This is a genomic window from Chelativorans alearensis, assembly GCF_010993735.1.
In the GTDB taxonomy this organism is placed as follows: Bacteria; Pseudomonadota; Alphaproteobacteria; order Rhizobiales; family Rhizobiaceae; genus Chelativorans; species Chelativorans alearense.
This window is the reverse complement of sequence record NZ_WQNI01000008.1, coordinates 63,945-86,712: the sequence shown is the minus strand read 5'-3', so window position 1 is coordinate 86,712 and position 22,768 is coordinate 63,945. Positions and strand designations below refer to the sequence as shown.

26 protein-coding genes are annotated in these 22,768 nt (G+C 64.7%); 11 read left to right on the top strand and 15 right to left on the bottom strand.

The genetic code is table 11. The features are described from left to right. Window positions 1-139: 139 nt before the first annotated feature. The 3 genes from GPJ75_RS13385 (at window position 140) to choV (ending at window position 3,218) form a co-directional block, all read left to right on the top strand. On the top strand, window positions 140-1,087 hold the full coding sequence (locus GPJ75_RS13385; RefSeq protein ID WP_163268836.1) for a choline ABC transporter substrate-binding protein: 948 nt from the start codon (window positions 140-142) through the stop codon (window positions 1,085-1,087). A 77-nt stretch (window positions 1,088-1,164) separates the two neighbouring features. Beyond that, on the top strand, window positions 1,165-2,019 hold the full coding sequence (gene choW / locus GPJ75_RS13380) for a choline ABC transporter permease subunit (RefSeq protein WP_163268835.1): 855 nt from the start codon (window positions 1,165-1,167) through the stop codon (window positions 2,017-2,019). Further along, on the top strand, window positions 2,016-3,218 hold the full coding sequence (gene choV, locus GPJ75_RS13375) for a choline ABC transporter ATP-binding protein (protein WP_163268834.1): 1,203 nt from the start codon (window positions 2,016-2,018) through the stop codon (window positions 3,216-3,218). The genes choW and choV overlap by 4 nt, the downstream gene beginning before the upstream one ends. A gap of 66 nt (window positions 3,219-3,284) precedes the next feature. Here choV and rnk read toward each other — a convergent pair whose 3' ends face one another. Further along, complete coding sequence (rnk, locus tag GPJ75_RS13370) at window positions 3,285-3,722, bottom strand: nucleoside diphosphate kinase regulator (RefSeq protein WP_246249049.1); 438 nt, start codon at window positions 3,720-3,722, stop codon at window positions 3,285-3,287. A 212-nt stretch (window positions 3,723-3,934) separates the two neighbouring features. Next, entirely contained in the window at window positions 3,935-5,065 is a 1,131-nt protein-coding gene (locus GPJ75_RS13365; protein WP_163268833.1) for a site-2 protease family protein, read from the bottom strand. Window positions 5,066-5,166: 101 nt separating this feature from the next. Between GPJ75_RS13365 and GPJ75_RS13360 the strand changes: the two genes are divergently transcribed. The 3 genes from GPJ75_RS13360 (at window position 5,167) to GPJ75_RS13350 (ending at window position 9,270) form a co-directional block, all read left to right on the top strand. Continuing rightward, window positions 5,167-5,940: a phosphatase PAP2 family protein gene (locus GPJ75_RS13360; protein ID WP_246249048.1), complete on the top strand. Its 774-nt coding sequence runs from the start codon at window positions 5,167-5,169 to the stop codon at window positions 5,938-5,940. A gap of 201 nt (window positions 5,941-6,141) precedes the next feature. Next, the gene (locus GPJ75_RS13355; protein WP_163268831.1) at window positions 6,142-8,331 is read left to right on the top strand and encodes an anthranilate synthase; all 2,190 of its coding nucleotides are present in this window, start codon (window positions 6,142-6,144) and stop codon (window positions 8,329-8,331) included. Window positions 8,332-8,388: 57 nt separating this feature from the next. Further along, entirely contained in the window at window positions 8,389-9,270 is an 882-nt protein-coding gene (locus tag GPJ75_RS13350; protein ID WP_163268830.1) for a cation diffusion facilitator family transporter, read from the top strand. Here GPJ75_RS13350 and GPJ75_RS13345 read toward each other — a convergent pair whose 3' ends face one another. The 7 genes from GPJ75_RS13345 to GPJ75_RS13315 form a co-directional block, all read right to left on the bottom strand. After that, window positions 9,271-9,693, bottom strand: a complete 423-nt coding sequence (locus tag GPJ75_RS13345) for a YciI family protein (RefSeq protein WP_163268829.1) — start codon at window positions 9,691-9,693, stop codon at window positions 9,271-9,273. It abuts the gene before it with no gap. 353 nt (window positions 9,694-10,046) lie between these two features. Continuing rightward, window positions 10,047-10,793, bottom strand: a complete 747-nt coding sequence (locus tag GPJ75_RS13340) for a DUF899 domain-containing protein (RefSeq protein ID WP_163268828.1) — start codon at window positions 10,791-10,793, stop codon at window positions 10,047-10,049. A gap of 40 nt (window positions 10,794-10,833) precedes the next feature. Continuing rightward, the gene (locus GPJ75_RS13335) at window positions 10,834-11,196 is read right to left on the bottom strand and encodes a nuclear transport factor 2 family protein (protein ID WP_163268827.1); all 363 of its coding nucleotides are present in this window, start codon (window positions 11,194-11,196) and stop codon (window positions 10,834-10,836) included. Between the two features lie 32 nt (window positions 11,197-11,228). Further along, window positions 11,229-11,879, bottom strand: coding sequence for a dihydrofolate reductase family protein (locus tag GPJ75_RS13330; protein ID WP_163268826.1), 651 nt, complete (start codon window positions 11,877-11,879; stop codon window positions 11,229-11,231). Window positions 11,880-11,941: 62 nt separating this feature from the next. Continuing rightward, entirely contained in the window at window positions 11,942-12,493 is a 552-nt protein-coding gene (locus GPJ75_RS13325; protein ID WP_163268825.1) for a dihydrofolate reductase family protein, read from the bottom strand. A 47-nt stretch (window positions 12,494-12,540) separates the two neighbouring features. Then, window positions 12,541-13,389 carry an alpha/beta fold hydrolase gene (locus GPJ75_RS13320; protein ID WP_163268824.1) on the bottom strand — a complete coding sequence of 283 codons (849 nt, stop codon included), beginning with the start codon at window positions 13,387-13,389 and terminating at the stop codon, window positions 12,541-12,543. Window position 13,390: 1 nt separating this feature from the next. Continuing rightward, window positions 13,391-13,942 carry a dihydrofolate reductase family protein gene (locus tag GPJ75_RS13315; RefSeq protein WP_205602532.1) on the bottom strand — a complete coding sequence of 184 codons (552 nt, stop codon included), beginning with the start codon at window positions 13,940-13,942 and terminating at the stop codon, window positions 13,391-13,393. A 106-nt stretch (window positions 13,943-14,048) separates the two neighbouring features. Here GPJ75_RS13315 and GPJ75_RS13310 point away from each other — a divergent pair, with 106 nt between their 5' ends. Beyond that, the gene (locus GPJ75_RS13310; protein ID WP_163268822.1) at window positions 14,049-14,573 is read left to right on the top strand and encodes a winged helix-turn-helix transcriptional regulator; all 525 of its coding nucleotides are present in this window, start codon (window positions 14,049-14,051) and stop codon (window positions 14,571-14,573) included. Here the strand turns inward: GPJ75_RS13310 and GPJ75_RS13305 are convergent. The 4 genes from GPJ75_RS13305 to GPJ75_RS13290 all read right to left on the bottom strand — a co-directional run bounded on the left by GPJ75_RS13305 (window position 14,570) and on the right by GPJ75_RS13290 (window position 16,398). Next, complete coding sequence (locus GPJ75_RS13305) at window positions 14,570-15,019, bottom strand: GFA family protein (RefSeq protein ID WP_163268821.1); 450 nt, start codon at window positions 15,017-15,019, stop codon at window positions 14,570-14,572. The genes GPJ75_RS13310 and GPJ75_RS13305 overlap by 4 nt on opposite strands. Next, entirely contained in the window at window positions 15,016-15,483 is a 468-nt protein-coding gene (locus tag GPJ75_RS13300) for an SRPBCC family protein (protein WP_246249047.1), read from the bottom strand. Before GPJ75_RS13300 ends, GPJ75_RS13305 begins: the two co-directional genes overlap by 4 nt. 104 nt (window positions 15,484-15,587) lie before the next feature. Next, window positions 15,588-16,064 (bottom strand): SRPBCC family protein, encoded by a 477-nt coding sequence (locus tag GPJ75_RS13295; RefSeq protein ID WP_163268820.1) that lies wholly within the window; start codon window positions 16,062-16,064, stop codon window positions 15,588-15,590. Continuing rightward, entirely contained in the window at window positions 16,054-16,398 is a 345-nt protein-coding gene (locus tag GPJ75_RS13290; RefSeq protein ID WP_163268819.1) for an ArsR/SmtB family transcription factor, read from the bottom strand. The genes GPJ75_RS13295 and GPJ75_RS13290 overlap by 11 nt, the downstream gene beginning before the upstream one ends. A gap of 351 nt (window positions 16,399-16,749) precedes the next feature. Between GPJ75_RS13290 and leuA the strand changes: the two genes are divergently transcribed. From leuA to GPJ75_RS13275, 3 genes are all read left to right on the top strand, one after another. Continuing rightward, window positions 16,750-18,477: a 2-isopropylmalate synthase gene (gene leuA, locus GPJ75_RS13285; RefSeq protein ID WP_246249046.1), complete on the top strand. Its 1,728-nt coding sequence runs from the start codon at window positions 16,750-16,752 to the stop codon at window positions 18,475-18,477. After that, on the top strand, window positions 18,474-19,232 hold the full coding sequence (locus tag GPJ75_RS13280; protein ID WP_163268818.1) for an alpha/beta fold hydrolase: 759 nt from the start codon (window positions 18,474-18,476) through the stop codon (window positions 19,230-19,232). Before leuA ends, GPJ75_RS13280 begins: the two co-directional genes overlap by 4 nt. A gap of 201 nt (window positions 19,233-19,433) precedes the next feature. Further along, window positions 19,434-20,033, top strand: coding sequence for a hypothetical protein (locus tag GPJ75_RS13275; protein ID WP_163268817.1), 600 nt, complete (start codon window positions 19,434-19,436; stop codon window positions 20,031-20,033). A gap of 23 nt (window positions 20,034-20,056) precedes the next feature. Here GPJ75_RS13275 and GPJ75_RS13270 read toward each other — a convergent pair whose 3' ends face one another. After that, window positions 20,057-20,977, bottom strand: a complete 921-nt coding sequence (locus GPJ75_RS13270; protein ID WP_163268816.1) for a metallophosphoesterase family protein — start codon at window positions 20,975-20,977, stop codon at window positions 20,057-20,059. 53 nt (window positions 20,978-21,030) lie between these two features. On the opposite strand from GPJ75_RS13270, the gene GPJ75_RS13265 reads away from it, so the two are divergent. Next, window positions 21,031-21,522 (top strand): NUDIX domain-containing protein, encoded by a 492-nt coding sequence (locus GPJ75_RS13265; RefSeq protein WP_281354785.1) that lies wholly within the window; start codon window positions 21,031-21,033, stop codon window positions 21,520-21,522. A 25-nt stretch (window positions 21,523-21,547) separates the two neighbouring features. Here the strand turns inward: GPJ75_RS13265 and GPJ75_RS13260 are convergent, their stop codons facing one another. Beyond that, the gene (locus tag GPJ75_RS13260; protein ID WP_163268815.1) at window positions 21,548-22,537 is read right to left on the bottom strand and encodes a glutathione S-transferase family protein; all 990 of its coding nucleotides are present in this window, start codon (window positions 22,535-22,537) and stop codon (window positions 21,548-21,550) included. Window positions 22,538-22,768: the final 231 nt, after the last annotated feature.

The window sequence follows — 22,768 nt, the reverse complement described above, 5'->3', positions numbered from 1 at the left end:
GCAGCGCGGCTTCGGGATCATCCTTTCCGCTTGCGGCCAGCCTCAAATGATGCTTGCGTTTGAACAAAACAGTGAAGCCGGTTAAACGGCGCTGGTGCAAAAAAGTTATGTCAAACAAACTTTCCAGGGGAGAACCGTCATGTCCCACCTTAAACGCATCGCGGCCGGCTTCGGCGTGGCCGTCGGCCTTTGCACGGGTACGGCCCTTGCCGCCGAGCCGGAGGAATGCCGTTCCATCACCTTCTCCGATGTCGGCTGGACCGACATCACCGCTACCACGGCGACGGCTTCCACGGTTCTGGAAGGGCTCGGCTATCAGCCGGAAACGCAAGTGCTCTCCGTGCCGGTAACCTACGCTTCACTCAAGAATGGCGACGTCGACGTTTTCCTCGGCAACTGGATGCCCACCATGGAAGCCGACATCGCGCCCTATCGCGCGGACGGCTCGGTAGAGACCGTCGTCACCAACCTGGAAGGTGCCAAATACACGCTCGCCGTGCCGCAATACACCTATGACGCGGGCCTCAAGAGCTTCGCCGACATCGCTAAATTCCGTGACGAATTGGGCGGCGAGATCTACGGCATCGAGCCGGGCAACGACGGCAACCGTCTGATCCTCGACATGATCGAGAACGATACTTTCGGCCTCTCCGGCTTCGAGCTCGTGGAAAGCTCGGAGGCCGGCATGCTCTCGCAGGTGCGCCGCGCCGTGCAGCGCGAGGAGCACGTGGTCTTCCTTGGCTGGGAGCCGCACCCGATGAACGCCAATATCGACATGGCCTACCTGGAAGGCGGTGACGACGTGTTCGGTCCGAACTACGGCGGCGCCACGGTGCACACGAACGTGCGCGCGGGGCTGGCCGAAGAGTGCCCCAATCTCGGACGGCTTCTGGAGAACATGATCTTTTCGCTGCAGATGGAAAACGAGATCATGGGTGCCATCCTTGACGAGGGCGAGGACCCCGAGGCCGCGGCCGCCGCCTGGCTGAAGGAGAGCCCGGACGTGCTGGGCCCCTGGCTCGAAGGCGTGACCACCTTCGACGGCGGCGACGCGATGGAAGCCGTCAAGGCGCACCTGGGGATGTGAGTTGAGTGGCGGGCGCCGCTCGAGCGCCCGCTTCCCTGCCTCGCTTCCTCCACCGATAACGGGAGACCGCCAACCCTATGGATCCCCTGACACAATGGATCGCGGCCTGGAAAATTCCCATCGGCAGATGGGGCCGCGAATTTTTCGACTTTCTGACAACCAATTTCGCCTGGCTTTTCGACAATCTGGCCAGCGGGCTGGCAACCGTCCTAGACGGGATGGCCGGCTTCCTTTTATGGCTTCCGCCGAGCGTGGTCGTGGTGGCGGTCGCCGTCCTCGCCTTTCTCCTGCAGCGCTCGTGGAAACTGGCGCTGGGCGTCGCCATCGGCCTCCTCTTCATTGTCAATCAGGGCCTGTGGAAGGAGACGGTGGAGACACTGGTCCTCGTCGTCGCCGCGGCCGCCGCCTCCATGGCGATTGGCGTTCCCGTCGGCATCTGGGCAGCCCACAGCGAGCGGGTCTATCAGTTCCTGCGCCCCGTCCTGGACCTCATGCAGACCCTGCCGACCTTCGTCTATCTCATTCCGGTACTTATCCTTTTCGGCCTGGGTGCCGCGCCGGGCCTCATCGTCACCGTCATCTTCGCCTCGCCGGCGCCGATCCGGCTCACCTATCTCGGCATCACCTCGGTGCCGAAGCCGATGCTGGAGGCGGGCCAGGCCTTCGGGGCGACCCGCAGCCAGCTTCTGTGGAAGGTGGAGCTACCGGCGGCACTTCCCTCCATCATGGCGGGGCTCACCCAGTGCATCATGCTGTCGCTGTCGATGGTGGTCATCGCCGCCCTCATCGGCGCCAACGGGCTTGGCAAGCCGGTGGTGCGGGCCTTGAACTCCGTCAATATCCCGCTGGGGCTTGAAGCGGGGCTCGCCATCGTCGTCCTGGCCATCATCCTCGACCGCATGGCCCGCATCGGCAAGGAGGGCGAGCGATGAGACCGGCCGTCGATTTTCGTGCCGTCGACATCATTTTCGGCACCGACCGGGAGCGCGCCGCGGCGCTGCCGATGGTGGACGCGGGTGCGAGCCGCGCCGAGATCCTGGAGAAGACCGGCGCGGTGCTCGGCTGCGCCGGTTGCGACCTGGCGGTCGAGCGCGGCGAGATCTCCGTTTTGATGGGGCTTTCGGGCTCCGGAAAATCGACGCTGTTGCGTGCCGTCAACCGGCTCAACAAGGTGGCGCGCGGCGAGGTGATCGTTCACGACGGCGACTGGTCGGCCAGCGTCGTGAACTGCTCCGAGAGCGAGCTCAGGAAGATCCGCCGCGAATGTGTGGCCATGGTGTTCCAGCAGTTCGCGCTTCTGCCCTGGCGCACTGTGGCGGAAAATGTCGGCTTCGGGCTGGAGCTTTCGGGCGCGCCGGCGAAGGAGCGCCAGGAGCGCGTGATGGCGCAGCTCGAGCTGGTGCACCTGGAGGATTGGGCGGGCAAATACGCCCATGAGCTTTCCGGCGGCATGCAGCAGCGCGTGGGCCTTGCCCGCGCCTTTGCCACGGAGGCGCCCATCCTCCTGATGGACGAGCCTTTCTCTGCTCTCGACCCGCTGATCCGCACCAAGCTGCAGGACGAACTGATCGAACTGCAGGAGCGGCTGAAGAAGACCATTCTCTTCGTCAGCCACGACCTTGAGGAGGCGCTGAAAATCGGCAACCGCATCTCCATCATGGAGGGTGGGCGCATCGTCCAGACCGGCACTCCGGAGGACATCGTGCTCAGGCCCCAGAACGACTACGTGCGCGATTTCATCGCCAATGTGAATCCGCTGTCCGTGCTGACGGCGTGGAATGTGATGCGGGACGCGCGCGATCTCAAGGGCGCCGGCGAGGGCTGGCTGTGGCTCGACCGCCGGCAGACGACACGCTTCAAGTTCGACGCGAACATGCTGGTCGTGGACGCCGAACGTGACAGCCAGCCGGCCATCTGGGTCTCCTGCGACAACACGGAAAAGCTGCCGGAAAATAAGCCGAAGGTCTACTGGGCGCACGCCGGCACACCGCTGAAGACGGTGATGCAGGCCATGCACCAGTCGGAAACGGCGCCCGTTGCGGTGTTCGACGAAGCCTCCCGCTTTCTCGGCGCCATCGGCGTGCGCGACGTTCTGAAAGCGATCGTCAGGGGCAGCCCAGGGGAAGTCTGACGGCAGGAAGGATTCATGCCCGGACATTGATGCGCCGCCAGCGGTCAAACGTTAGGACCGCTGGCGTTAGCTCGCCTTCTTCACCGGCTGGCGAACGTCGGTGACCGTAAGCCGGTGGGTGCGTCCGTTGCGCGCCGTCCAGTCGATCGACTGGCCGGCCGACAGACCGACGAGCACGGCGCCGACCGGCGTCGTCACGGAAATCTTGCCCTGGGCGATATCCGCCTCCACGGGGAAGACGAGTGTCACGGTGGTAGGCGGGGCCTCGTCGGCGGTGTAGGTGAGAGTGGATCCCATGCGCACCACCGTTTCGGGAAGCGCGGAATCCTCAACTACGCGTGCGCGCTCCAGTTCGGCGATCATGGTTTCCGCAAATACGGGGTCGTGCTCCTCCATCGCCGTGGCGAGACCGAGCAGGCGGTCGTGATCGGTTCTGGAAACGATGATCTTTGGCTTGCGTCCGGCCTTCTTCTGCATGGCTTTCGATCCAAGGACTGCCGTCATCTGCGGCTTTTGTTCTTTTGTAATTGCGCCTGGGATTGCTCTTGTCCGCACGATCCCGATAGGGCTGCGGCTTCGTTGCGCCCCGCGATCCGGAGGCGCATGGCACCGGACCCCGGGGTTAGCGTCCCGTGAGGGGACACACCCGAAGAAGGTAGAGGGGAGAAATCGAATTCCGTACCATAAAAAGAAAGTGGGTCAGGGCAGGGCCCGTGTCAAGGACGGCGGGGCATCGGCGGCGGCCTTCTCAGACGGCCGAAGCGGAAGCCTTCGGGCATGGCAGCCCGAACCATCATCATCTCGCCGATGGTTTCGTGGGTGAGCAGCCCGACCAGACGGCCGTCGCTGTCGACCACGGCGACGGCAGGCGCATTCTTCTCCTGCATCAGGCGAAAACCCTCCGTCAGGTTCTGGCGCCGGTGGACGGAGGGAAGACCGGTGCGCATGGCGCCGACCACGGGTGCCTCCGGCCCCGTCTCCTTCAGCGCGGCGATCATGTCGTTGCGCGTCAGAAGCCCTTCCATGCGGCCGTATGCGTCGAGGATGGGAAACTCGTTCTGCGTGGTGGCGAGCAGCCGCTCGATGGCCTCGCCAATACTCGCGGAGCGGTCGAGGGCGGCGAACTCCGTCACCATCACGTCGCCCGTCAGAACGCTGTTGGCGACATCGCGGATCTGCGCGTTCTGCGCCTCGGCCGCCGCTGCCAGATAGACGAAGATGGCGATGAAGATGAGCAGCGGGTTGTAGAGCAGCCCCAGGAAGCCGAACAGAAAGGCGAGCCCCTGGCCGATATTGGCGGCGATCTGGGTGGCCCGTGCCCAGGTCATCCGCGTGGCGAGAAGGGCGCGCAGCACGCGCCCGCCGTCCATGGGGAAGGCGGGGATCATGTTGAACAGCACCAGGAAGACGTTGACGCCGGCAAGCCGCACGAGAAAATCGGCGCGCGGGTCCTCCACCTGCATCATCTGCTCAATGCCGGCCGAACCGCCGAGCGCCAGGAAGATGAGGACGGCGATGACGACATTGACCAGAGGGCCTGCCACGGCGATGACGAACTCTTGGCCCGGCTCCTCCGGCATGCGTTCCAGCCGCGCCAGCCCGCCGATCGGCAAAAGCGTGATGTCCGGCGTCCTGATGCCGTAGCGGCGCGCCGCAAGGGCATGGCCGTATTCGTGCAGTACCACGCAGGCGAAGACGGCGAGGATGAATGCCACGCCCTCCCAGGCGGCGGCCGCGCCGCCGATCCTGTAGTGCATGAACCAGATCCAGACGAGCAGGAGCAGGAAGGTGACGTGGATGCGCACCGTCGTGCCGAAGATCCTGCCGATGTTGAAAGACCATACCATCGTGCATCATGCTCCCGCGGGACTTATATCCCAACATAAGGGACATTTGTCGCCGCGGCACCATTTTCAAGCGCGGCATTTCGATGTGGAGGCGCAGGCATTTGGCAGACAGCGCGATCGTCACGGCCGTGACCGGCCTTGTGCGCGGCATGAAGCAACGCCGGGAGGCGGTGGGGCCGGTCGTCGTGCTGGCAGTGCTCGCCTTCGGCGTCTACGCATTTCTCGCGATCGCCGACGAGGTGGCCGAGGGCGAGATCCGCGCCCTCGACCGGCGGCTTTTCCTCGCCCTGCGCAATCCCGCCGACCCCTCCGATCCGCTCGGACCGCCTTGGCTGGAGGAGGTGGCGCTGGAGATAACCGCGCTCGGCGGCTACACGCTCGTCCTTCTCGCGCTCACCGCCGTCGTCGGCCTACTGGTCGTCACACGGCGCCACGGGCCGGCGCTTTACGTCGTGCTTTCTGTTGGATCGGGCGCGCTCGTATCGCACTTCCTGAAACAGTATTATGAGCGCCCGAGGCCCGATCTCGCCGCCCATCTCGACATCGTCCATACGTCCAGCTTCCCAAGCGGCCACGCCCTGTTGACCACCGTCGCCTATCTCACGCTGGCCGCCCTCGTCATACGCTTCTTCGGCGATCTGCGGGTGCGGCTCTATGTGCTCTTCACGGCTCTCGTCATTTCGGTCGCCGTCGGCATCACCCGTGTCTATCTCGGCGTCCATTGGCCGAGCGATGTGGCGGCCGGTTGGGCGCTGGGGGCGGCTTGGGCAAGCCTCACATGGCTCCTCGCTTCGCTGCTCCAGTACCGCCGCGGCAGTCTGGCGAAGGAGAGCCGGCACGGCCAAGGCGGCGACGGCCAGGATGGCGATGCATGACCAAAGCAGTTGCGCATGCGTTCTTTCGCGGCTATGGAAGGCGCATGGACACGGTTGCGAACGCAAAGCTTTGGTGGTGGGCCTGCTGACTGCGGCCAGCGCAAGCGTTTGCGTGCAACTTCGACGATTGGCCGCAGGTGAAAACCGGGCGGCCATTTTCATTATATGGGCTTCCCGGCGGCGCTTGAAAGGGAGCGGAGAATGAGCGTGGAAGTCTTGGAAAACGGCGGCGAGCGGTTCGTCACGGCGGGCGGCATAAGCGTTGTCCGCAGCCGCAGCGAGACGCCATATAACGGCGCCATCGACACCTATATCGATGCACTGGATGCGCGCCGCGGCGCCGTCTTCTCTTCCAACTACGAATATCCGGGCCGCTATACGCGCTGGGATACCGCCATCATCGACCCGCCGCTGGTGATTTCGGCGCGCGGACGGGCCATGAAGGTCGAGGCGTTGAACGGGCGCGGGGAGGTCATGCTGCCGGCGCTGGGCGCGGCCATCGAAGGCCTGCCGGACGTCGCCATGACGGTGCGAAGCCCGCGTCTGCTCGAGGTTATAGTTGCCGAGCCGAGGGAAATCGTATCGGAGGAGGAGCGCTCGCGCGTTCCCTCCGTCTTCACCGTACTCAGGGCCGTCACGAACCTCTTCCATACGGAGAACGACGACAATCTCGGGCTTTACGGCGCCTTCGGCTACGATCTCGCCTTCCAGTTCGACCCCGTGGCGCTGAAGCTCGATCGACCGGAAAGCCAGCGCGACCTCGTTCTCTACCTGCCGGACGAAATCCTCGTCGTCGACCACCACGCGGCCAGGGCCTGGCACGACCGCTACGACTATTCGGGCAAGGGGTTTTCCACCGAAGGTAAGCCGCGCGAGGGCCGCGAAGAGCCGTTCCAGCCAGGAGCCCGCGTGCCGCCGCGCGCCGATCACGAGCCAGGCGAATACGCGAAACTGGTGGAAAAGGCGAAGGAAAGCTTCCGGCGCGGCGATCTCTTCGAAGTCGTTCCGGGGCAGATGTTCTTCGAGCACTGCCAGAACCGCCCGTCGGCAATCTCCCGCCGCCTGAAACAGATCAACCCGTCGCCCTATTCCTTCTTCATCAACCTTGGCGAGCGCGAGTATCTCATTGGCGCCTCTCCGGAGATGTTCGTGCGCGTGTCGGGACGGCGCGTGGAGACCTGCCCAATCTCCGGCACCATCAAGCGCGGCGACGACGCCATCTCCGATTCCGAGCAGATCCTGAAGCTCCTGAACTCCAAGAAGGACGAGTCGGAACTGACCATGTGCTCTGACGTCGACCGCAACGACAAGAGCCGCGTATGCGAGCCGGGCTCGGTGCGCGTCATCGGCCGGCGACAGATCGAGATGTATTCGCGGCTCATCCACACGGTCGACCACATCGAGGGGCGCCTGCGCGAGGGCATGGACGCTTTCGATGCCTTCCTCTCCCATGCCTGGGCGGTTACCGTCACCGGCGCGCCGAAGCTGTGGGCTATGCGCTTCATCGAGGACAACGAGAAGAGCCCGCGCGCCTGGTACGGAGGCGCCGTCGGCATGGTCCATTTCAACGGGGACATGAACACGGGGCTGACGCTCCGGACCATCCGCATCAAGGATGGCATTGCCGAGGTGCGGGCGGGCGCAACGCTCCTTTTCGATTCCGATGGAGCGGAAGAAGAAGCAGAGACGGAGCTGAAGGCTTCCGCCATGCTGTCGGCCATCCGCGAAGCAGGGAAAACCAATATGGGACAAGAGGCGAGAGAGGCGGCGAAGGTCGGTGAGGGCGTGAAGATCCTGCTTGTCGACCACGAAGATTCCTTCGTCCACACCCTGGCCAACTATTTCCGCCAGACGGGAGCGGCCGTCACCACCGTGCGCACGCCGGTGGCCGAGGCCGTTTTCGACCGCGTCGATCCCGATCTCGTGGTGCTTTCGCCAGGGCCGGGCACGCCGGCCGATTTCGATTGCGCAGCGACGATCGCCAAGGCGCGGGCGCGCGGGCTTCCGATCTTCGGCGTGTGCCTGGGGCTGCAAGCACTGGTGGAGGCCTATGGCGGCGCGCTGCGTCACCTGCGCGAGCCCATGCACGGCAAGCCCTCGCGCATCCGTGCCGGCGGCAACAGCCTCGTCTTCTCCGGCCTGCCGCACGAGGTGACGGTAGGGCGCTACCACTCCATCTTCGCCGATCCTGCGTGCATGCCGGAGGCGTTCGTCGTCACGGCGGAAACCGAGGACGGCGTGGTGATGGCCATCGAACACGAGAGCGAGCCGGTGGCGGCCGTGCAGTTCCACCCCGAATCCATCATGACGCTGGGCCAGAATGCCGGCATGCGCATGATCGAGAACGTGGTCGCGCATCTGCCGTCGAAGGCGAAGGTGAAGGCGGCGTGAGGCGTTCCGGCCGCGACGCTCGCGTGTGACGGCAAGTTTGCGAGGGTGCGGCGAACCATGACATCCGCAAAGACAGTCCGGCGCCTCTCCTTCTGGTCCATTGTCGTCGGCATGGCGATTTTCGCCCTGAAGCTCGGCGCCTGGTGGCTGACGGGCTCCGTCGCGCTGTTCTCCGACGCGATGGAATCCATCGTCAATGTCGTGGCGTCGGGTGCGGCCTGGTTCGCCATTCGCGTGGCCTACATCCCAGCCGACGAAAACCACCCCTTCGGGCACCATAAGGCGGAGTATCTTTCCGCAGTGCTGGAAGGCGTGCTGATCGTCGTCGCGGCACTCCTCATCCTGCGCGAGGCGGGGCTCGCCTTCTCCCTGCCGCACGCGCTGGAGGCGCCGGGGCTCGGCCTTGCGATTACGGCTGTTGCCGCGGTTGGCAACGGCATCTGGGCCGTCGTCCTCGCGCGCGTCGGCCGCACCGCCCGCTCGCCGGCGCTGGTGGCCGACGGCCGTCATCTGTGGACCGACGTCATCACGTCGGCCGGCGTCATCGTCGGCCTTCTCCTGGCGCTCGCCACAGGCTGGCTGTGGCTCGACCCGCTGATGGCGGTCATCGTCGCGGCCAATATCCTGTGGCATGGCTGGCACATGGTCAGCGCCTCTGTCCAGGGGTTGATGGACGTTGCGGTCGACCCCGCGGAACTGGCCGAGATCGAGCGTCTCGTGCGCGCCAACAGCGACGGCGCGCTGGAGTTTCACGACCTGAAGACGCGCGAGGCTGGTCGTGCCCGCTTCATCGAGTTTCACCTGGTGGTGCCCTCGGACATGACGGTGGAGCGCGCGCACCAGATCTGCGATCGCATCGAGGATGTGCTGGAGGAAGAGCTTCCCGGCGCCCGTGTCACCATCCACGTGGAGCCGGAACACAAGGCCAAGCATGGCTGATCAGGGCTTGCCGATCCCCTTCTCCAGTACATCCGGATAGGCTTGCACGACCTCCCGAACCTCGTCGGAAAAGTCGTCCATCTCCTGGATCTTGCGTATCTCGATCGTCTCGTTTGGTGATCCCGGGCAGCGCTTGGCCCAGTCGATCGCGTCCTGAAGCGTTGGCACATCGATGATCCAGAATCCGCCCAGAACTTCCTTGGCCTCGATGAAGGGACCGTCGATGACGACCGGTTCCCCGCTGGCGAAGGAGACGCGCGCGCCGGCGGACGGCGGATGCAGGCCCTCGAGCGCCTCCAGGATCCCGGCAGAACGCAATTCCTCATTGTACTTCATCATTTTGTCGACGGCGTCGGCGGGTAAATCCAGCTCCGGCCCGGCGCTCTCGTAGCCCTTCGGGATCATCAGCATCATGTAGCGCATCGTGAGGGTCCTCCGTTTCGGGTGTCTGCAATCGGTGCGCCCCCAGGACGAACGATAGCGCCGTTACCCGACAAGGCCGAAACGATTTTCATCGCGGCAACGCTCAGATCACCTTACTGGCATGAGTCCGGAAATCGGCGTAAGTCTCTCACGGCTCAGGAAAAAAGTGGCCGTCCATTGCGCCCTGGGGACGCGTCGCGCGCTTCTGTCAGAAACGTTTCGCCGGCCGTTCCGAGTCTTTTCGCCGCCTCGCCGCCGGCGGCGCGGGCAAAACCCGCGACGCCGAGCACTGCCCCTTTCAGCAGCGGATGTCGCCAATGGTCCGATGCATATCCATGTCGACTGGTCCCGCGTCAATCGTCGAAGAAGGGCTGGTTGGCCCGGGCGCTCTCCACGCGCCCCTTCGGCTCCTCCCACTCCTCCTGGCGGCCGAGCGCCGTCAGGTCGAGCCAGTAGTAGGAGCCGCCCGTCGCCTCGTCGCCCCGGCCGAAGGTCGAATAGGTGTGGTAGACATCGTCGCCCACGCGCAGGAAGCAGCTGAGGCCTGGCTGTTCTTTCGGCTGCTCGCCTTCGAAATAGTACCCGGTACCGGCCTTCTCGTGCTCCTCCTTGGTTTTGTAGTTGTAGACCGCCGGGCCGCGGCTCTCGTCCACCGTCACGCCGAAGTCGTAGTTGAAGTCGCTGCCGTAGGACGAATACCAGGGGATGCTCCAGCCTCTCTCGGCCTTGTAGCGCTCGAGCTTCTCAAGCGGCGCCCGCGATATGCAGGCATAGGAGGTGTCGCGGCTGTTCAGGTGGCGCAGCAGCCCGCCCGAGATCTCGTCGGTGCCGGCCGTGCAGCCGGGACAACCCTTCTCCCAGCGCGGATCGAACATGAAGTGCTGAACCATGAGCTGGCGGCGGCCCTCGAAGAGGTCGATCAGCCGCTTCTTGCCATCCGGCCCATCGAAGACATAGTCCTTCTCGATCTTCACCATCGGCAGGCGCCGCCGCTCCGCGCTCAAGGCGTCGCGCGCCCGCGTCATCTCCTTTTCCTTGGCCAGCAGCGCTTTGCGGGCTTCCAGCCATTCCTCTCGCGAAACAACTTTTGGCAGGCTCATCTTCAGTTCCTCCATGGTTCGAAGTTGCGCGCCGGCTCCCTCAGGAGGGTTGGAAAACGCCGTCGATATAGGCCGCGCCGAAATAGACATTGACGGCGCGGATGCGGTCATCCGTGAAATCGAGCGTCTCGACATTGCGGAATTCCTTCCCTTCGCGAGTGCGGCACTTGTACAAGACGAACACGCGGTCGCCGTTCTCGACAATTTCTTCGGGAGAAATTTCGGCCATGCGCTGGCCGGCCGGCCAGCAACGCTCGAAGAAGGTCTTCCTGTCGATGGCGTCGTCATAGGGGCTGGTGAAAGTGAAGTCTGCCGCCAGCATATCCTCAATGAATTTGCGATCGTTCGTCTTGTAAGCGCCGAAATAGGCGCGGGCGATTTCCGTTCTGCTTCGCGCTGGCATGTTGAAGCCTCCTCTTCATTTCATGCGAAGGGTCAGGCCCGCCTCGACAGGACGATGTGGGTCGCCTTTTCCGAGGGGATATGCTCGGTCACCTCGTAGCCGAGGCGAGGTAGGTCAAGGCCGGCAAAGAGCGGCTCGCCGCTGCCCAGGAGGACAGGCGAGATGGCAAATTGCATCTCGTCGACGAGCCCGGCGTTCAGATATTGCCGGATAGTGCTGGCACCGCCACCGAGGCGGATATCGCGGCCGCCGGCCGCCTCCTTGGCGCGCTCGAGCGCGGCCTCGATGCCGTCGGTGACGAAATGGAAGACCGTGCCGCCCTCCATCTCCAACGGCGGGCGCGCGTGGTTGGTGAGAACGAAGACGGGGACGTGATAGGGCGGGTTTTCGCCCCACCAGCCCCGCCAGGAGTCGTCCGGCCACGGGCCCCGCACCGGTCCGAACATGTTCCGGCCCATGATCCAGGCACCGATGTTCTCAAATCCCTTTGCGGCAAGGTCATCATCGATCCCGGTCGTCCCCTGGTCCTTGCCGAACAACGTCCGCTGAAAGGTGCGGGTCGGAAAAAACCATTGGTGCAGGTCCTCGCCGCCCCTGCCCAGCGGGTTGTCGAGGCTCTGGCCGGGGCCGGCGCCGTATCCGTCCAGCGAAATGGTGAAGGCATGAACACGAAGCTTGGACATGGCTTGTCTCCCGAGTTGGTTGCTAGAGCCGATGAACTGTGGATGGTATCCCGCCCATTGGGCTACCCGCCCACGGCATAGGTGAGCACCACTCCGCCGGTCTTGAGCGGGCGCGAGCTTTCGAGGCGCATCTTGACCTCACGGTCCTGTGGCTTGAACAGCGGATTGCCCCCGCCCAGCACCACTGGCACGACACAGATCCGGTATTCGTCAACGAGCCCGGCCTTGAGGAGAGAATTGAGCAGGTCGGCGCTGCCGAACACATAGACGTCCTTGCCCTCCTCGGCCTTCAACGCCCTGACCGCCTCCGCGGCCTCGCCCTTCAAGAGCCGGGTGTTGTTCCACGTCGCCGTGTCGAGCGTGCGGGTCGCCACCGCCTTGTCGATCGAGTTCATCATGTCGGCAATCGCCCCGGTTTCCTTGCGCCAGTAGTCGGCCATGCCCTCATAGGTGCGCCGCCCGAAAAGCAGCGTGCCGATCTCCTTGCCCTGCTCGAGCGAGAACGCCTCCAACTCGTCTCCCCAGACCGTCTCGTGGAAGCCGAGGTCCCACGGGCTCTTGCCCTCGAAATAGCCGTCGAGCGTCATCATGTTCCAAACCACCAACCGTCTCATTGCTTTGTCTCCTTTGCTGGACATGGCTTTCTCTTTCTCTCTTGTGGTCAGCCGATATTGCCTGTGTGTTCGGTGATCGCCGCTACGATCCGGTCCCAATGGCCTGGATGCAGCTCGTGGCCGCCGCCTTCCAGCCTCATCAGCCTCGCGCCGGGGATGGCCCGCGCAAGTGCCGCGCCGTGCTCCGGCGGGAAAACCGGATCGGCCGTGCCGTGAACGACGAGAAGCGGCGCTTTCATCTCGTGCAGCCGGTCCCGCCATGCCTCGCCGACCTCAAAGAGGATGCTGTGGTTGGTGGCGCTGAGATAGCCGCCTGAGCGGTCGAAATCCCGTTCGATGAAGGCTCGGGTCCCGGCCTCGTCGAACGGATGTGCCGTGCCCGCCGTCAGCCGTGCATCCTCGACCAGATACGCGACCGCGCCTGCCCGGTCCGACCAGTCCGCCTCCACGGCCATATGTTCCATCCAGGCCTCGCCGCTCGCGGGAAGGTGGGACGTATCCACCCCAACCGGCGTGGTGCTGATCGCCGTCAGGGAAAGCGCGCGCTCCGGCTTCTTCAGCGCGGCGGCCTGGCTCACCATGCCGCCGAGGGAAAAGCCGAGGATATGGGCGGCAAAAATCCCGTAGCCGTCGAGCACGCGAAAGATGTCATCGACCGCATCGTCGAAGGCATAGCCCGGCTGGCCGGGCGGATATTTCGTCGAAAGACCGGTATCGCGCTGGTCGTAGCGGATGACGAAGCGGCGGCGCTCGGCCATGCGTCGGCAGAATTCCTCGGGCCACCACAGCATGGAGGCCATCCCACCCATGATCAGCAGAACCGGCGGGTCGGCCGGATCACCGAAAGCCTCGGTAGCAATCTCGACATCGTCGGTTTTAATGATGCGTGTGTTCATCTCAGGCACTCCCTTTCGCTAGGCGAAAGCGCATGTTGGTAATCTGCCCCGCCTCCGACAGCTCGGTCCTCTCCAGCTTGACCAGCTCCATACCCGGCCGGCTGAACAGGCGGACGCCGTCGCCGAGCAGGATGGGCGCGACGTGGATGAGGATTTCGCCCACGAGCCCGGCCTCGACGCACTGGCGCACGACGTCGGCGCCGATGACAAGCAGGTTCTTGCCCTCGGCCGCTTTGAGCCCGCGTGCCACGGCCGCGCCGATGCCCTCCGAAATGAAGGTGACCTCCGGGTCGTCGGAAGGGTCCGGCGGATTATGCGTGATCACGAATTGCGGCCCGCTCCAGCGGCCGCCATAGACCTTGCCGCCCTTGCTGACACCCATGTCATAGGTGCGCCGGCCGATGAGCACCGCGCCGGTCGTCCGGATCGCCTCGTCGGCAGCCGGGTTCGGCGCCTTGTACGCGAACACCCAGTCCACGCGATCCTGCGGGTCGGCGATGAACCCGTCCAGCGACATCGTCGCATGCCAGAAAACCTTCCCTTGCCTCTCCACGGTGCTCTCTCCCTTGACTTTGCTTAAGTCCGATTGCATCTTGCAACTGGTTGCAGATTATCAAACTGATCCTATATTGCAACCAGTTTTTTTGGAGACCGCAAAATTGGCCACAGAAAAGGAAGAAACCGCCCACCGCTCGGGCTGCCCCATCAACCTCACGCTGGAGGTCCTGGGCGACAAATGGTCCCTCATCATCGTGCGCGACATGATGTTCGGGAACCGCCGCCACTTTCGTGAGCTTCTGGCGCAGAACGAGGAGGGGATCGCCTCCAATATCCTGGCCGACCGCCTGCGGCGGCTCATGGCTGAAGGCGTCATCTCCAAAAAGGACGACCCGAGCCACAAGCAGAAGGCGATCTACAGCCTGACGGAGATGGGGATCGAGCTTCTGCCGGTCTTCGCCATGATCGGCGCCTGGGGGCGCAAATGGCTGCCCGTGACGGAGGCGCTCTCCATCCGTGCGCAGCTGCTGGAGGAGGGCGGGCCGGACCTGTGGGAAGAGTTCATGGAGGAGCTGCGCCAGGAGCATCTGGGGATCCCGGCGAAGCCCAGGTCAGGGCCGGGCGTGCGCGAGAGGCTGCGCGCGGCCTATGAGGAGGTGATGGCGCGGGGGCGCGCGCCTGCCTAAAGGTATGAGGTCACCTCCGGCGCCCTGTCCCAGGCATCGTGTCGGCCGTCCTCATAGATGATCGGCGCGCCCGCCAGCTCCTCGTCGCTGGCATCGTCGAGGCAGACGAGATTGACGGCATAAAACGCCCCGCCCATTACGTCGAAATCGGCGCTGGCGAAGGGGTGGACGCCGCAGTGCCTGCAGAAAACATGCCTGATCATGCGCGCGCCGAAGCGGTATTCCGTCAACGCTTCCTCGCCCTTAAGCAGCTTGAAGTCCTCCGGTACGGCGAATGCCTTCCAGAACCGCGTCTTCAGGCAGGAGGAGCAGTTGCAGCGGAAGGTCGAGGTCCAATACACGCCCTCCCGCGCCGGCTCCGAGCGCTGGCCTTCCGGCGCCAGATCGAGCCGGCATTCGAAGCGGACGGCCCCGCAATGGCAGCTCCCGTGATAGGTCTTCCTCATCCCATCTCCTCCTTTTGCACGGTGACATAGGCACCGAGCCGGTCCATGCATTCCTCCCAGCCCTCCGTGTGGCCGTCGCGGCTTTCGGGGGTGGGGAAGGGCGTCTGGTGGAAGGTGAGCCGTGTCTTCTCTCCAGCCTCTTCCAGCGTCACGGTAACCACCGTTTCCATGGCGCCTTCCTCCTCCCAGGTGAAGGTGAAGACGATGCGGTGAGGCTCGGCGATCTCGCGGTAAACCCCGCTCGCCCAGTAGTCTTGTCCCTCTGGAGAGCGGATGCAGGCGCGCCACGCGCCGCCCTCGCGAAAGTCGGTTTTGACCGACGGCACGGAAAAGCCCTTCGGCCCCCACCAGCGGGCGAGATGCTCCGGCGTGCTCCAGACCCTGAAGACGAGGCCGCGCGGGGCATCGAAGACGCGGGTGATGGAAAGTGCGAGGTCGTTCATGGCGGTGGTCGTCTGGATCATCGTCCTTCTCCCCATCGGATCAAGATGTGAGTGAAACGTCGAGTCATTCCGCGCGGTTGGCTGTGCTGGCTGACATTCCGATTCAGCTTTCCTCAAGTGCCGCTTCAACCGCCGGCGATGGTCGGCAGATACGCGGCCAGATTGTCGAGCGTCTCGTTCCAGCCGCCTTCATGGCCATCGCGCGAGGCCCTGGAGGCGAAGAAGGCCTGGTGCAGGGTCAGCCGCGTCCTGCCGCCTTCCTCCCTCAGTTTGATGGTGACCACGGTTTCGTGGCCCGGCTTGCCGCTCTCGTCATGCCAGGCATGGGTGAAGACGAGGCGCTCGGGCGGCGTGACCTCGCGATAGGTGCCGCTCAACCAGTGTTCTTCGCCTTCAGGCGAGCGCATGCACGTCTTGAACCAGCCGCCCGTGCGGATGTCGCCTTCGGAGTGGGGGATGGTGAAGCCGGTCGGGCAGGACCAGCGGCTGATATGCTCCGCCTTCGTCCATGCCTCGAAGACGAGCGCCCGCGGCGCATCGAAGAGGCGCGAGATGTAAAGTTCCGCATCGGAGTGCAGGGCTGTGGCGGTCTCAGGCGTCATCGGATCTCTCCTTGTGCTGGATTTCCTTCAGGTAGTTGTCCAGGCGGTCGAGGCTCTCGTCCCAGAAGCGGCGGTAGCGCTCCACCCAGTCGGCCACGTCCTTCAGCGGCCCCGGTTTGAGCCGGCAGGGGCGGAACTGCGCGGAGCGTCCGCGCGAGATCAGCCCCGCGCCCTCCAGAACCTTGAGATGCTTGGAGATGGCCGGAAGCGACAGGTCGAACGGCGCGGCGATCTCGTTCACCGTCGCCTCGCCCTCGCACAACCGGGTGAGCATGGCGCGCCGCGTAGGGTCGGCCAGGGCGGCAAACGCGGCGCTGAGGGGATCCGACTTCATCTAGTTCACCATTAAGTTAATTATCTAACTGGTGAAATATAGAAAGGCGCTGGCCCTGTCAAGCGGCCTCTTGCGCCGTGCCACCGCCTCGGCTATCAAAACCCCATGTTGGACATTGAGCGCATAAGCCATTCCTGCCCGTCCGCTTTTGGCGGCGCGGCCACGCGTGCGCTCGCCCCCAGCCTGCTGCTTCTCGGCCTTATCGGCGATCGCCGGGTCCGTTGAAGGGGCGCCCGGCGATCGGTGTCGCCGGATGCGCTGGCCTGCTCCTTCCGCTAAACCTTTTTCAGTGAAGCCTTGACAGGCGGCGCTTTGCATTGGAGCAAGCCTGCGGCCGCCGGAGTGAACGATATGGACGCGAAGAACGAGACCGCCAACCGCAACGCAGGGCACAAGGGCATGCCCGACGCCCCGCGCAAGTACCAGCCCTATCCGCAGGTCGGCCTTGCCGACCGCACCTGGCCGGGCAAACGCATCGACAAGGCGCCCATCTGGTGCTCGGTCGACCTGCGCGACGGCAACCAGGCGCTCATCGACCCCATGGGGCATGAGCGCAAGGCGCGCATGTTCGCCCTCCTGCTCGACATGGGCTTCAAGGAGATCGAGGTGGGTTTCCCCTCCGCCTCGCAGACGGATTTCGACTTCGCGCGCTGGGCCATCGAAGAGGGCAACGTGCCCGACGACGTCTCGCTGCAGGTGCTGGTGCAATGCCGGCCCGAACTGATCGCGCGCACCTTCGAATCCCTCGAAGGCGCCAGGAGGCCCATCGTCCATTTCTACAACTCGACCAGCGAGTTGCAGCGCCGCGTCGTCTTCGCCAAGGATGTCGCCGGCGTTAAACGGATCGCCACGGACGCCGCCAGGATGATCACCGACATGGCGGCCAAGGCAGCCAGGGAGTCAGGACATCAGGGCTACCGCTTCCAGTATTCGCCCGAGAGCTTCACCGGCACCGAGCTGGAGGTGGCGCTGGAGATCTGCAACGCCGTCACCGAGATCATCGATCCGACGCCCGACAACAAGCTCATCCTCAACCTGCCGGCGACGGTGGAGATGTCCACCCCCAATATCCACGCCGACCAGATGGAATGGATGAGCCGCCAGCTCGACCGGCGCGATAGCATCATCCTGTCGCTCCACCCGCACAACGACCGCGGCACAGGCATCGCCGCCACCGAGCTTGGCCTGATGGCGGGGGCGGACCGGGTGGAGGGAACCCTGTTCGGCAACGGCGAGCGCACCGGCAACGTCGACATCGTCACGCTCGCGCTCAACATGTACACGCAGGGCGTCGACCCGATGCTCGACTGCTCGGACATCAACCGTATCAAGGACGTCTTCGAGCACTGCAACCAGTTGCGCATCCCGGAACGGCATCCTTACGTCGGCGAGCTTGTCTACACCGCCTTCTCCGGCTCCCACCAGGACGCCATCAACAAGGGCATGAAGGCCTTTCGCCAGGCCAACAAGGAGCTGTGGGAGGTTCCCTACCTGCCGATCGACCCGGCGGATGTCGGCCGCACCTACGAGGCGATCATCCGCATCAACTCGCAGTCCGGCAAGGGCGGCATCGCCTATGTGCTGCAGGCCGACTACGGGCTCAACCTGCCGCGCAACCTGCAGGTCGAGTTCCGCGAGGACATCCAGGCGATCACCGATACCGAGGGCAAGGAGCTGCCGTCGAAGCGCATCCACGAGCGTTTCCTGGAGCTTTATGTGGACCAGCCGGGCGGGCGGCTCAAATTCCTCGATCACCAGACCTTCCCGCACCCGGAGGCCAAGGGCCGGCGCATCGTCGAGGCGACGATCATCGACAACGGCCGGGAGACGGTTATCAAGGGCACCGGCACCGGCCCCATCGATGGTTTCGTCAACGCGCTGTCGGCCCATGTCGGCGTGGAGATGACCGTGCTCGACTATTCCGAGCATTCGCTGCAGCGCGGGGCGGATGCCTCCGCCGTCAGCTATGTCGAGGTGGAGCATCCCGGCGGCAAGCTCTTCGGCGTCGGCATCAACACCAACATCGTCACCGCGTCCCTGGAGGCGGTGACGTCGGCGGCAAACCGCATCGTCGGGTGAGCACCGAGATCTACGTCAGCCGGACGGGCGAGGGCGCTCCCGCCCTCGTCCTCCTGCACGGCTTTGCCGGCACTCATCGTGTCTGGGACGGCGTGCGCGCGGCACTCGGCGGAAGTCCCCAACTGCTCGCCTACGACCTGCCGGGCCACGGCGGCTCGCTTCATTTTCCCGATGCAGGCCGGGCCGGCGCCGCCGCCAAGGCCGTCCTTGCCGACCTTGAAGCTCGCGGCATCGACCGTTTCCACCTCGCCGGCCATTCCTTCGGCGGCGCGGTGGCTGCGCTCGCCGCCCTTGGCGCACCCGAGCGCGTCCTCTCGCTCACGCTTTTCGCTCCCGGCGGCATCGGTCCGGAGATCAACGCGCCGCTTCTTCGCCGCTATGCGGAGGCTGAAAGTGCCGCTGCCATCCGCGACTGCCTCGCCCTCATGTCCGGGCGCCGGCCCTTGGTTGCGGAAGATGCCGTGCGCCAGGCTGCGGCCATGCGCGCGGTGCCGGCCCAGTCCGCCATGCTCAGGCACGTCTGCGGCCTGATAGCCCGCAACGGCCGCCAAGGCATCATCCCCCGCGAAAAGCTGGCCGCGCTCCAGATGCCCGTGCATGTCGCCTGGGGTGGGCTCGACACCGTTCTGCCCGTTCGGCAGGCGCGCGATCTGCCGCCGGGGTTCGCCCTCCACATCTTCCCCGATCTCGGCCACATGCTGCCGGAGGAAGCGCCGGAAGAGATGGCGCGCATCCTCGTCCGCGCTCTCGGCTAACGCATCGGCCCGAAAATCGGAATCGATTTTCGGAAAGCACGATGTGCAGATTCAATCACATACAGCGCCGTGCGTCCTAAAGGGCGCACGGCGCTGTATGCCGGTTTTCAACAGGCACGAAAGCGGAACAAATCAGGATGATTTCCCTTCCCGCCCGTGTTAACGGTAGGTTAACGATCTTTATTGGTCTGGAGGACCATCATGAGCGAGGCTAACCAGAACGTCGCTCCCATCGCCAATCTGCGCAAGCTCTCCGACGCCGTCCGCGAGATGAAGAACGCCGCCGCCGACCGCGAGGACGTGGTCGTCGAGATGCGCGAGGCGAGCCGCACACGGCTCGAGCTTCTGGCGCAGGAACTGGGACCCGTCTTCGCCGACGTGCCCGAGGACGATCCCGCCTTCGACCTCGTCATCTCGTCCGGCGAGCAGCCGCGCTTATGGATCGATGCCGTGGCGCACGTCACCATGGGCCGCGACCGGCGCACCTACCGCTTCCTGCGCGATACGCGGCTGGGCCGCGTGGTGCTGGCGGAATCGACGGACATGGCGCCGGTGGCCGACCAGGTCACCCGTTATATCGCCGAGCGCCTGGTGGAGCGTCAGCGCGCCGTCGAGGGCGAGGTGGAGGCGCTGCCTCGCGGACGGGAAGAAATAGGAGAGGCCACGCCGGCTGCGCGCAGCCCGTGGAAGGCGTTCTTCGGTGGTCTGCTGCTGGTTCTGGCCGGCGGCGCCGTCGGCATCGCCGGCGTACTCTTTTTCCTCTCGGGTCGCTTTCCGGAGATCGGCAGCCTTCTCCGATAGGGCCGGTGCCTTGGTACTACCTCTCACGCCGGCGCCCGCACGCCTGAGACCAGTATCTGAGAAGAGATTTCGCCGATCTCGGTTCGCCCCTCGACCGCCCCGCGTCGTGTCAACTGCACCTGCCACGCCCCTGGCATGCCGACGATCTGGAAGAGATTGTAGTGCCCCGCGGGTTTTGCCCCGCCATGCATCTGCCCCGCCGCAGCCACGCCGACGACCGGCACCGTGCCGTCCGGCCCGTCGATGCGGTGCACGGTAGGCAGGTGCGTGTGCCCGTGAAGCACCAGTTCCGCGCCGTGCCGGCGCACCATCTTCTGGAAGCGTGAAATGCCAAGAAGCCGCTTGTGCGGGCCAGTGGCGCCGCGCACGGGCGGATGGTGGATCATGACGATGCGGAACAGGCCCCGCGCGCCGGCCTCGTCCAGGAGTTTCGCCGTTTTTCTCGCCTGCCTTTCGGCGAAATAGCCGCTGGCCAGAAACGGTGCCGTCGCCCGTGCCGAAGACACACCGATGATCGCCACCGGCCCGCGCACCCTGAGATATGGAAAGCCGTGGCGGTCGGTGGGCGGTGCCGCTCCGTCGCCCGTCATATATGGTCCCCAGGCGAGGCAGGCCCTGGCGAGCGCCCGCGGCACATAGGCGTCGTGGTTGCCCGGCACCACGGAAATGTCCTCAGGGCTCCCAAGCCCCTCCAGCCACAGCCGCGCCGTCTCGATCTCCTTGGCAAGCGCCAGGTTCACCAGATCGCCGGTCAGCGCGATGTGGTCGGGGTTTGCGGCCAGCATGTCGTCTGTGATGCGGTCGATGATGCCGTGGTCGAGATGGATGCGCCGGTGGCGCTGCCAGTTGATGTAACCGGTAATGCGTTTGTTGGCGAGTTCGCGATAGGTTATGTCGGGCAGCGGCCCCAGATGGATGTCGGAAAAATGTGCAAGGCGAAACATGCTCCGTGTGTAATGCAGCCCCGCCCGCCTTTCCAGCCCTCGCGGAGCCCCGCATGAACGGACGCCTCCTCGCGCCCCGCCCCGCGAAGACGCGTCTCCTCGTGCGCCTCTTCCATCTGTGGTTCCTCTTGCGCCGCCCGATGACGCTCGGCGTGCGCGGCGTCGTCTACAACGCGCAAGCCAACACCGTTCTCCTCGTGCGCCACACCTATGTGGCCGGCTGGCAATTGCCCGGCGGCGGCGTCGAGCCGGGCGAGACCACGGAAGCGGCCCTGGCGCGCGAACTGGAAGAGGAGGGCAACATCGCCCTTACAGGAGCGCCGGAGCTGAAATCGGTTCATTTCAACCGCAAGGCCAGCCGCCGCGATCACGTCGCCGTCTATCTTGTCGCCGGTTTCCGCCAGACCCACCCGCACAAGCCGGACGGGGAAATCGCCGAGGCCCGGTTCTTCCCCCTCGATGCCTTGCCGGAGGAGACAACCGAGGGAACCCGTCGACGCCTGTCGGAAATCTTCGAAGGAGCGCCGGTATCGGCGGAGTGGTAGGCTCAAGAGCGGAATTCGGCTGACCCTATGCCGCCTTGGTAAGCCTCCCCCGGTCGTGCGGCGCCGAGTAGTCCACCTCCGGCCCCACCGGCACGATGCGCGTCGGGTTGATGGAGGCGTGGCTGCCGTAATAGTGCGCCTTGATGTGGCGCATGTTCACGGTCTCGGCAACGCCCGGCACCTGATAGAGTTCGCGCAGATAGTTCGACAGGTTCGGATAGTCGGCGATGCGCCGCAGGTTGCACTTGAAGTGGCCCACATAAACCGGGTCGAAGCGCGCCAGCGTGGTGAAAAGCCGCCAGTCGGCTTCCGTCAGGCGTTCGCCGGTGAGATAGCGCTGGCGCGACAGGCGCTCTTCCACCGTGTCGAGGGCGGCGAACAGCTGGCCGAAGGCCTCCTCGTAGGCTTCCTGGGTGGTGGCGAAGCCGGCGCGGTAGACGCCGTTGTTGATGTTCTCGTAGACGAGGTCGTTGATGGCGTCGATCTCGGCGCGCAGGGGTGCCGGATAAAGGTCCACCGAGGTGTCACCCCATTCGTCGAAGGCCGAATTCAGCATGCGGATGATCTCGGCCGACTCGTTGGAGACTATCGTCTCCGTCTTCCTGTCCCACAGGACCGGCACCGTCACCCGGCCCGAATAGTGCGGGTCGGCCCGGGTATAGACCTGGTGCAGGAAGTCGAGGCCGTAAAGCCGGTCCCCCGTCGCCCCGTCGCCCGTCTTGAAGGTCCAGCCGTTCTCGCCCATGAAATGGTGCACGACGGAAAAGGAGATAACGTCCTCCAGCTTCTTCAGCTTGCGGAAGATCAGCGTGCGGTGGGCCCAGGGGCAGGCATAGGAGACGTAGAGATGGTAGCGGCCGGGCTCCGCCTTGAAGCCGCGCTCGCGCCCCTCTGCCGGTTGCCCGTCCTTCGTCACGAAATCGCGGAATTGCGACTTCGACCGCTCGAAGCGGCCGCCGGTCTTCGAGGTGTCGTACCACTGGTCGTGCCATACGCCGTCGACGAGCAGGCCCATCGTCATTCTCCTTCTGTCTGCCACCCGCATCTAGGACATTGACGATTGCTTCCCAACCCCGGCGGGCATGAACGCATCGTCAACAATTGCGAACGTTCCCGCAAGGAGGAGGCATCATTCCAGTGGACGAGGCGGGCGTTTGGTGCTAGCGGAACCGTTCCTTGGAGATGAATGCAATGGTTCTCTTTCCGGTGCAGCGACGACGATAGGGCTGACGCGCCTTTGCGGGTG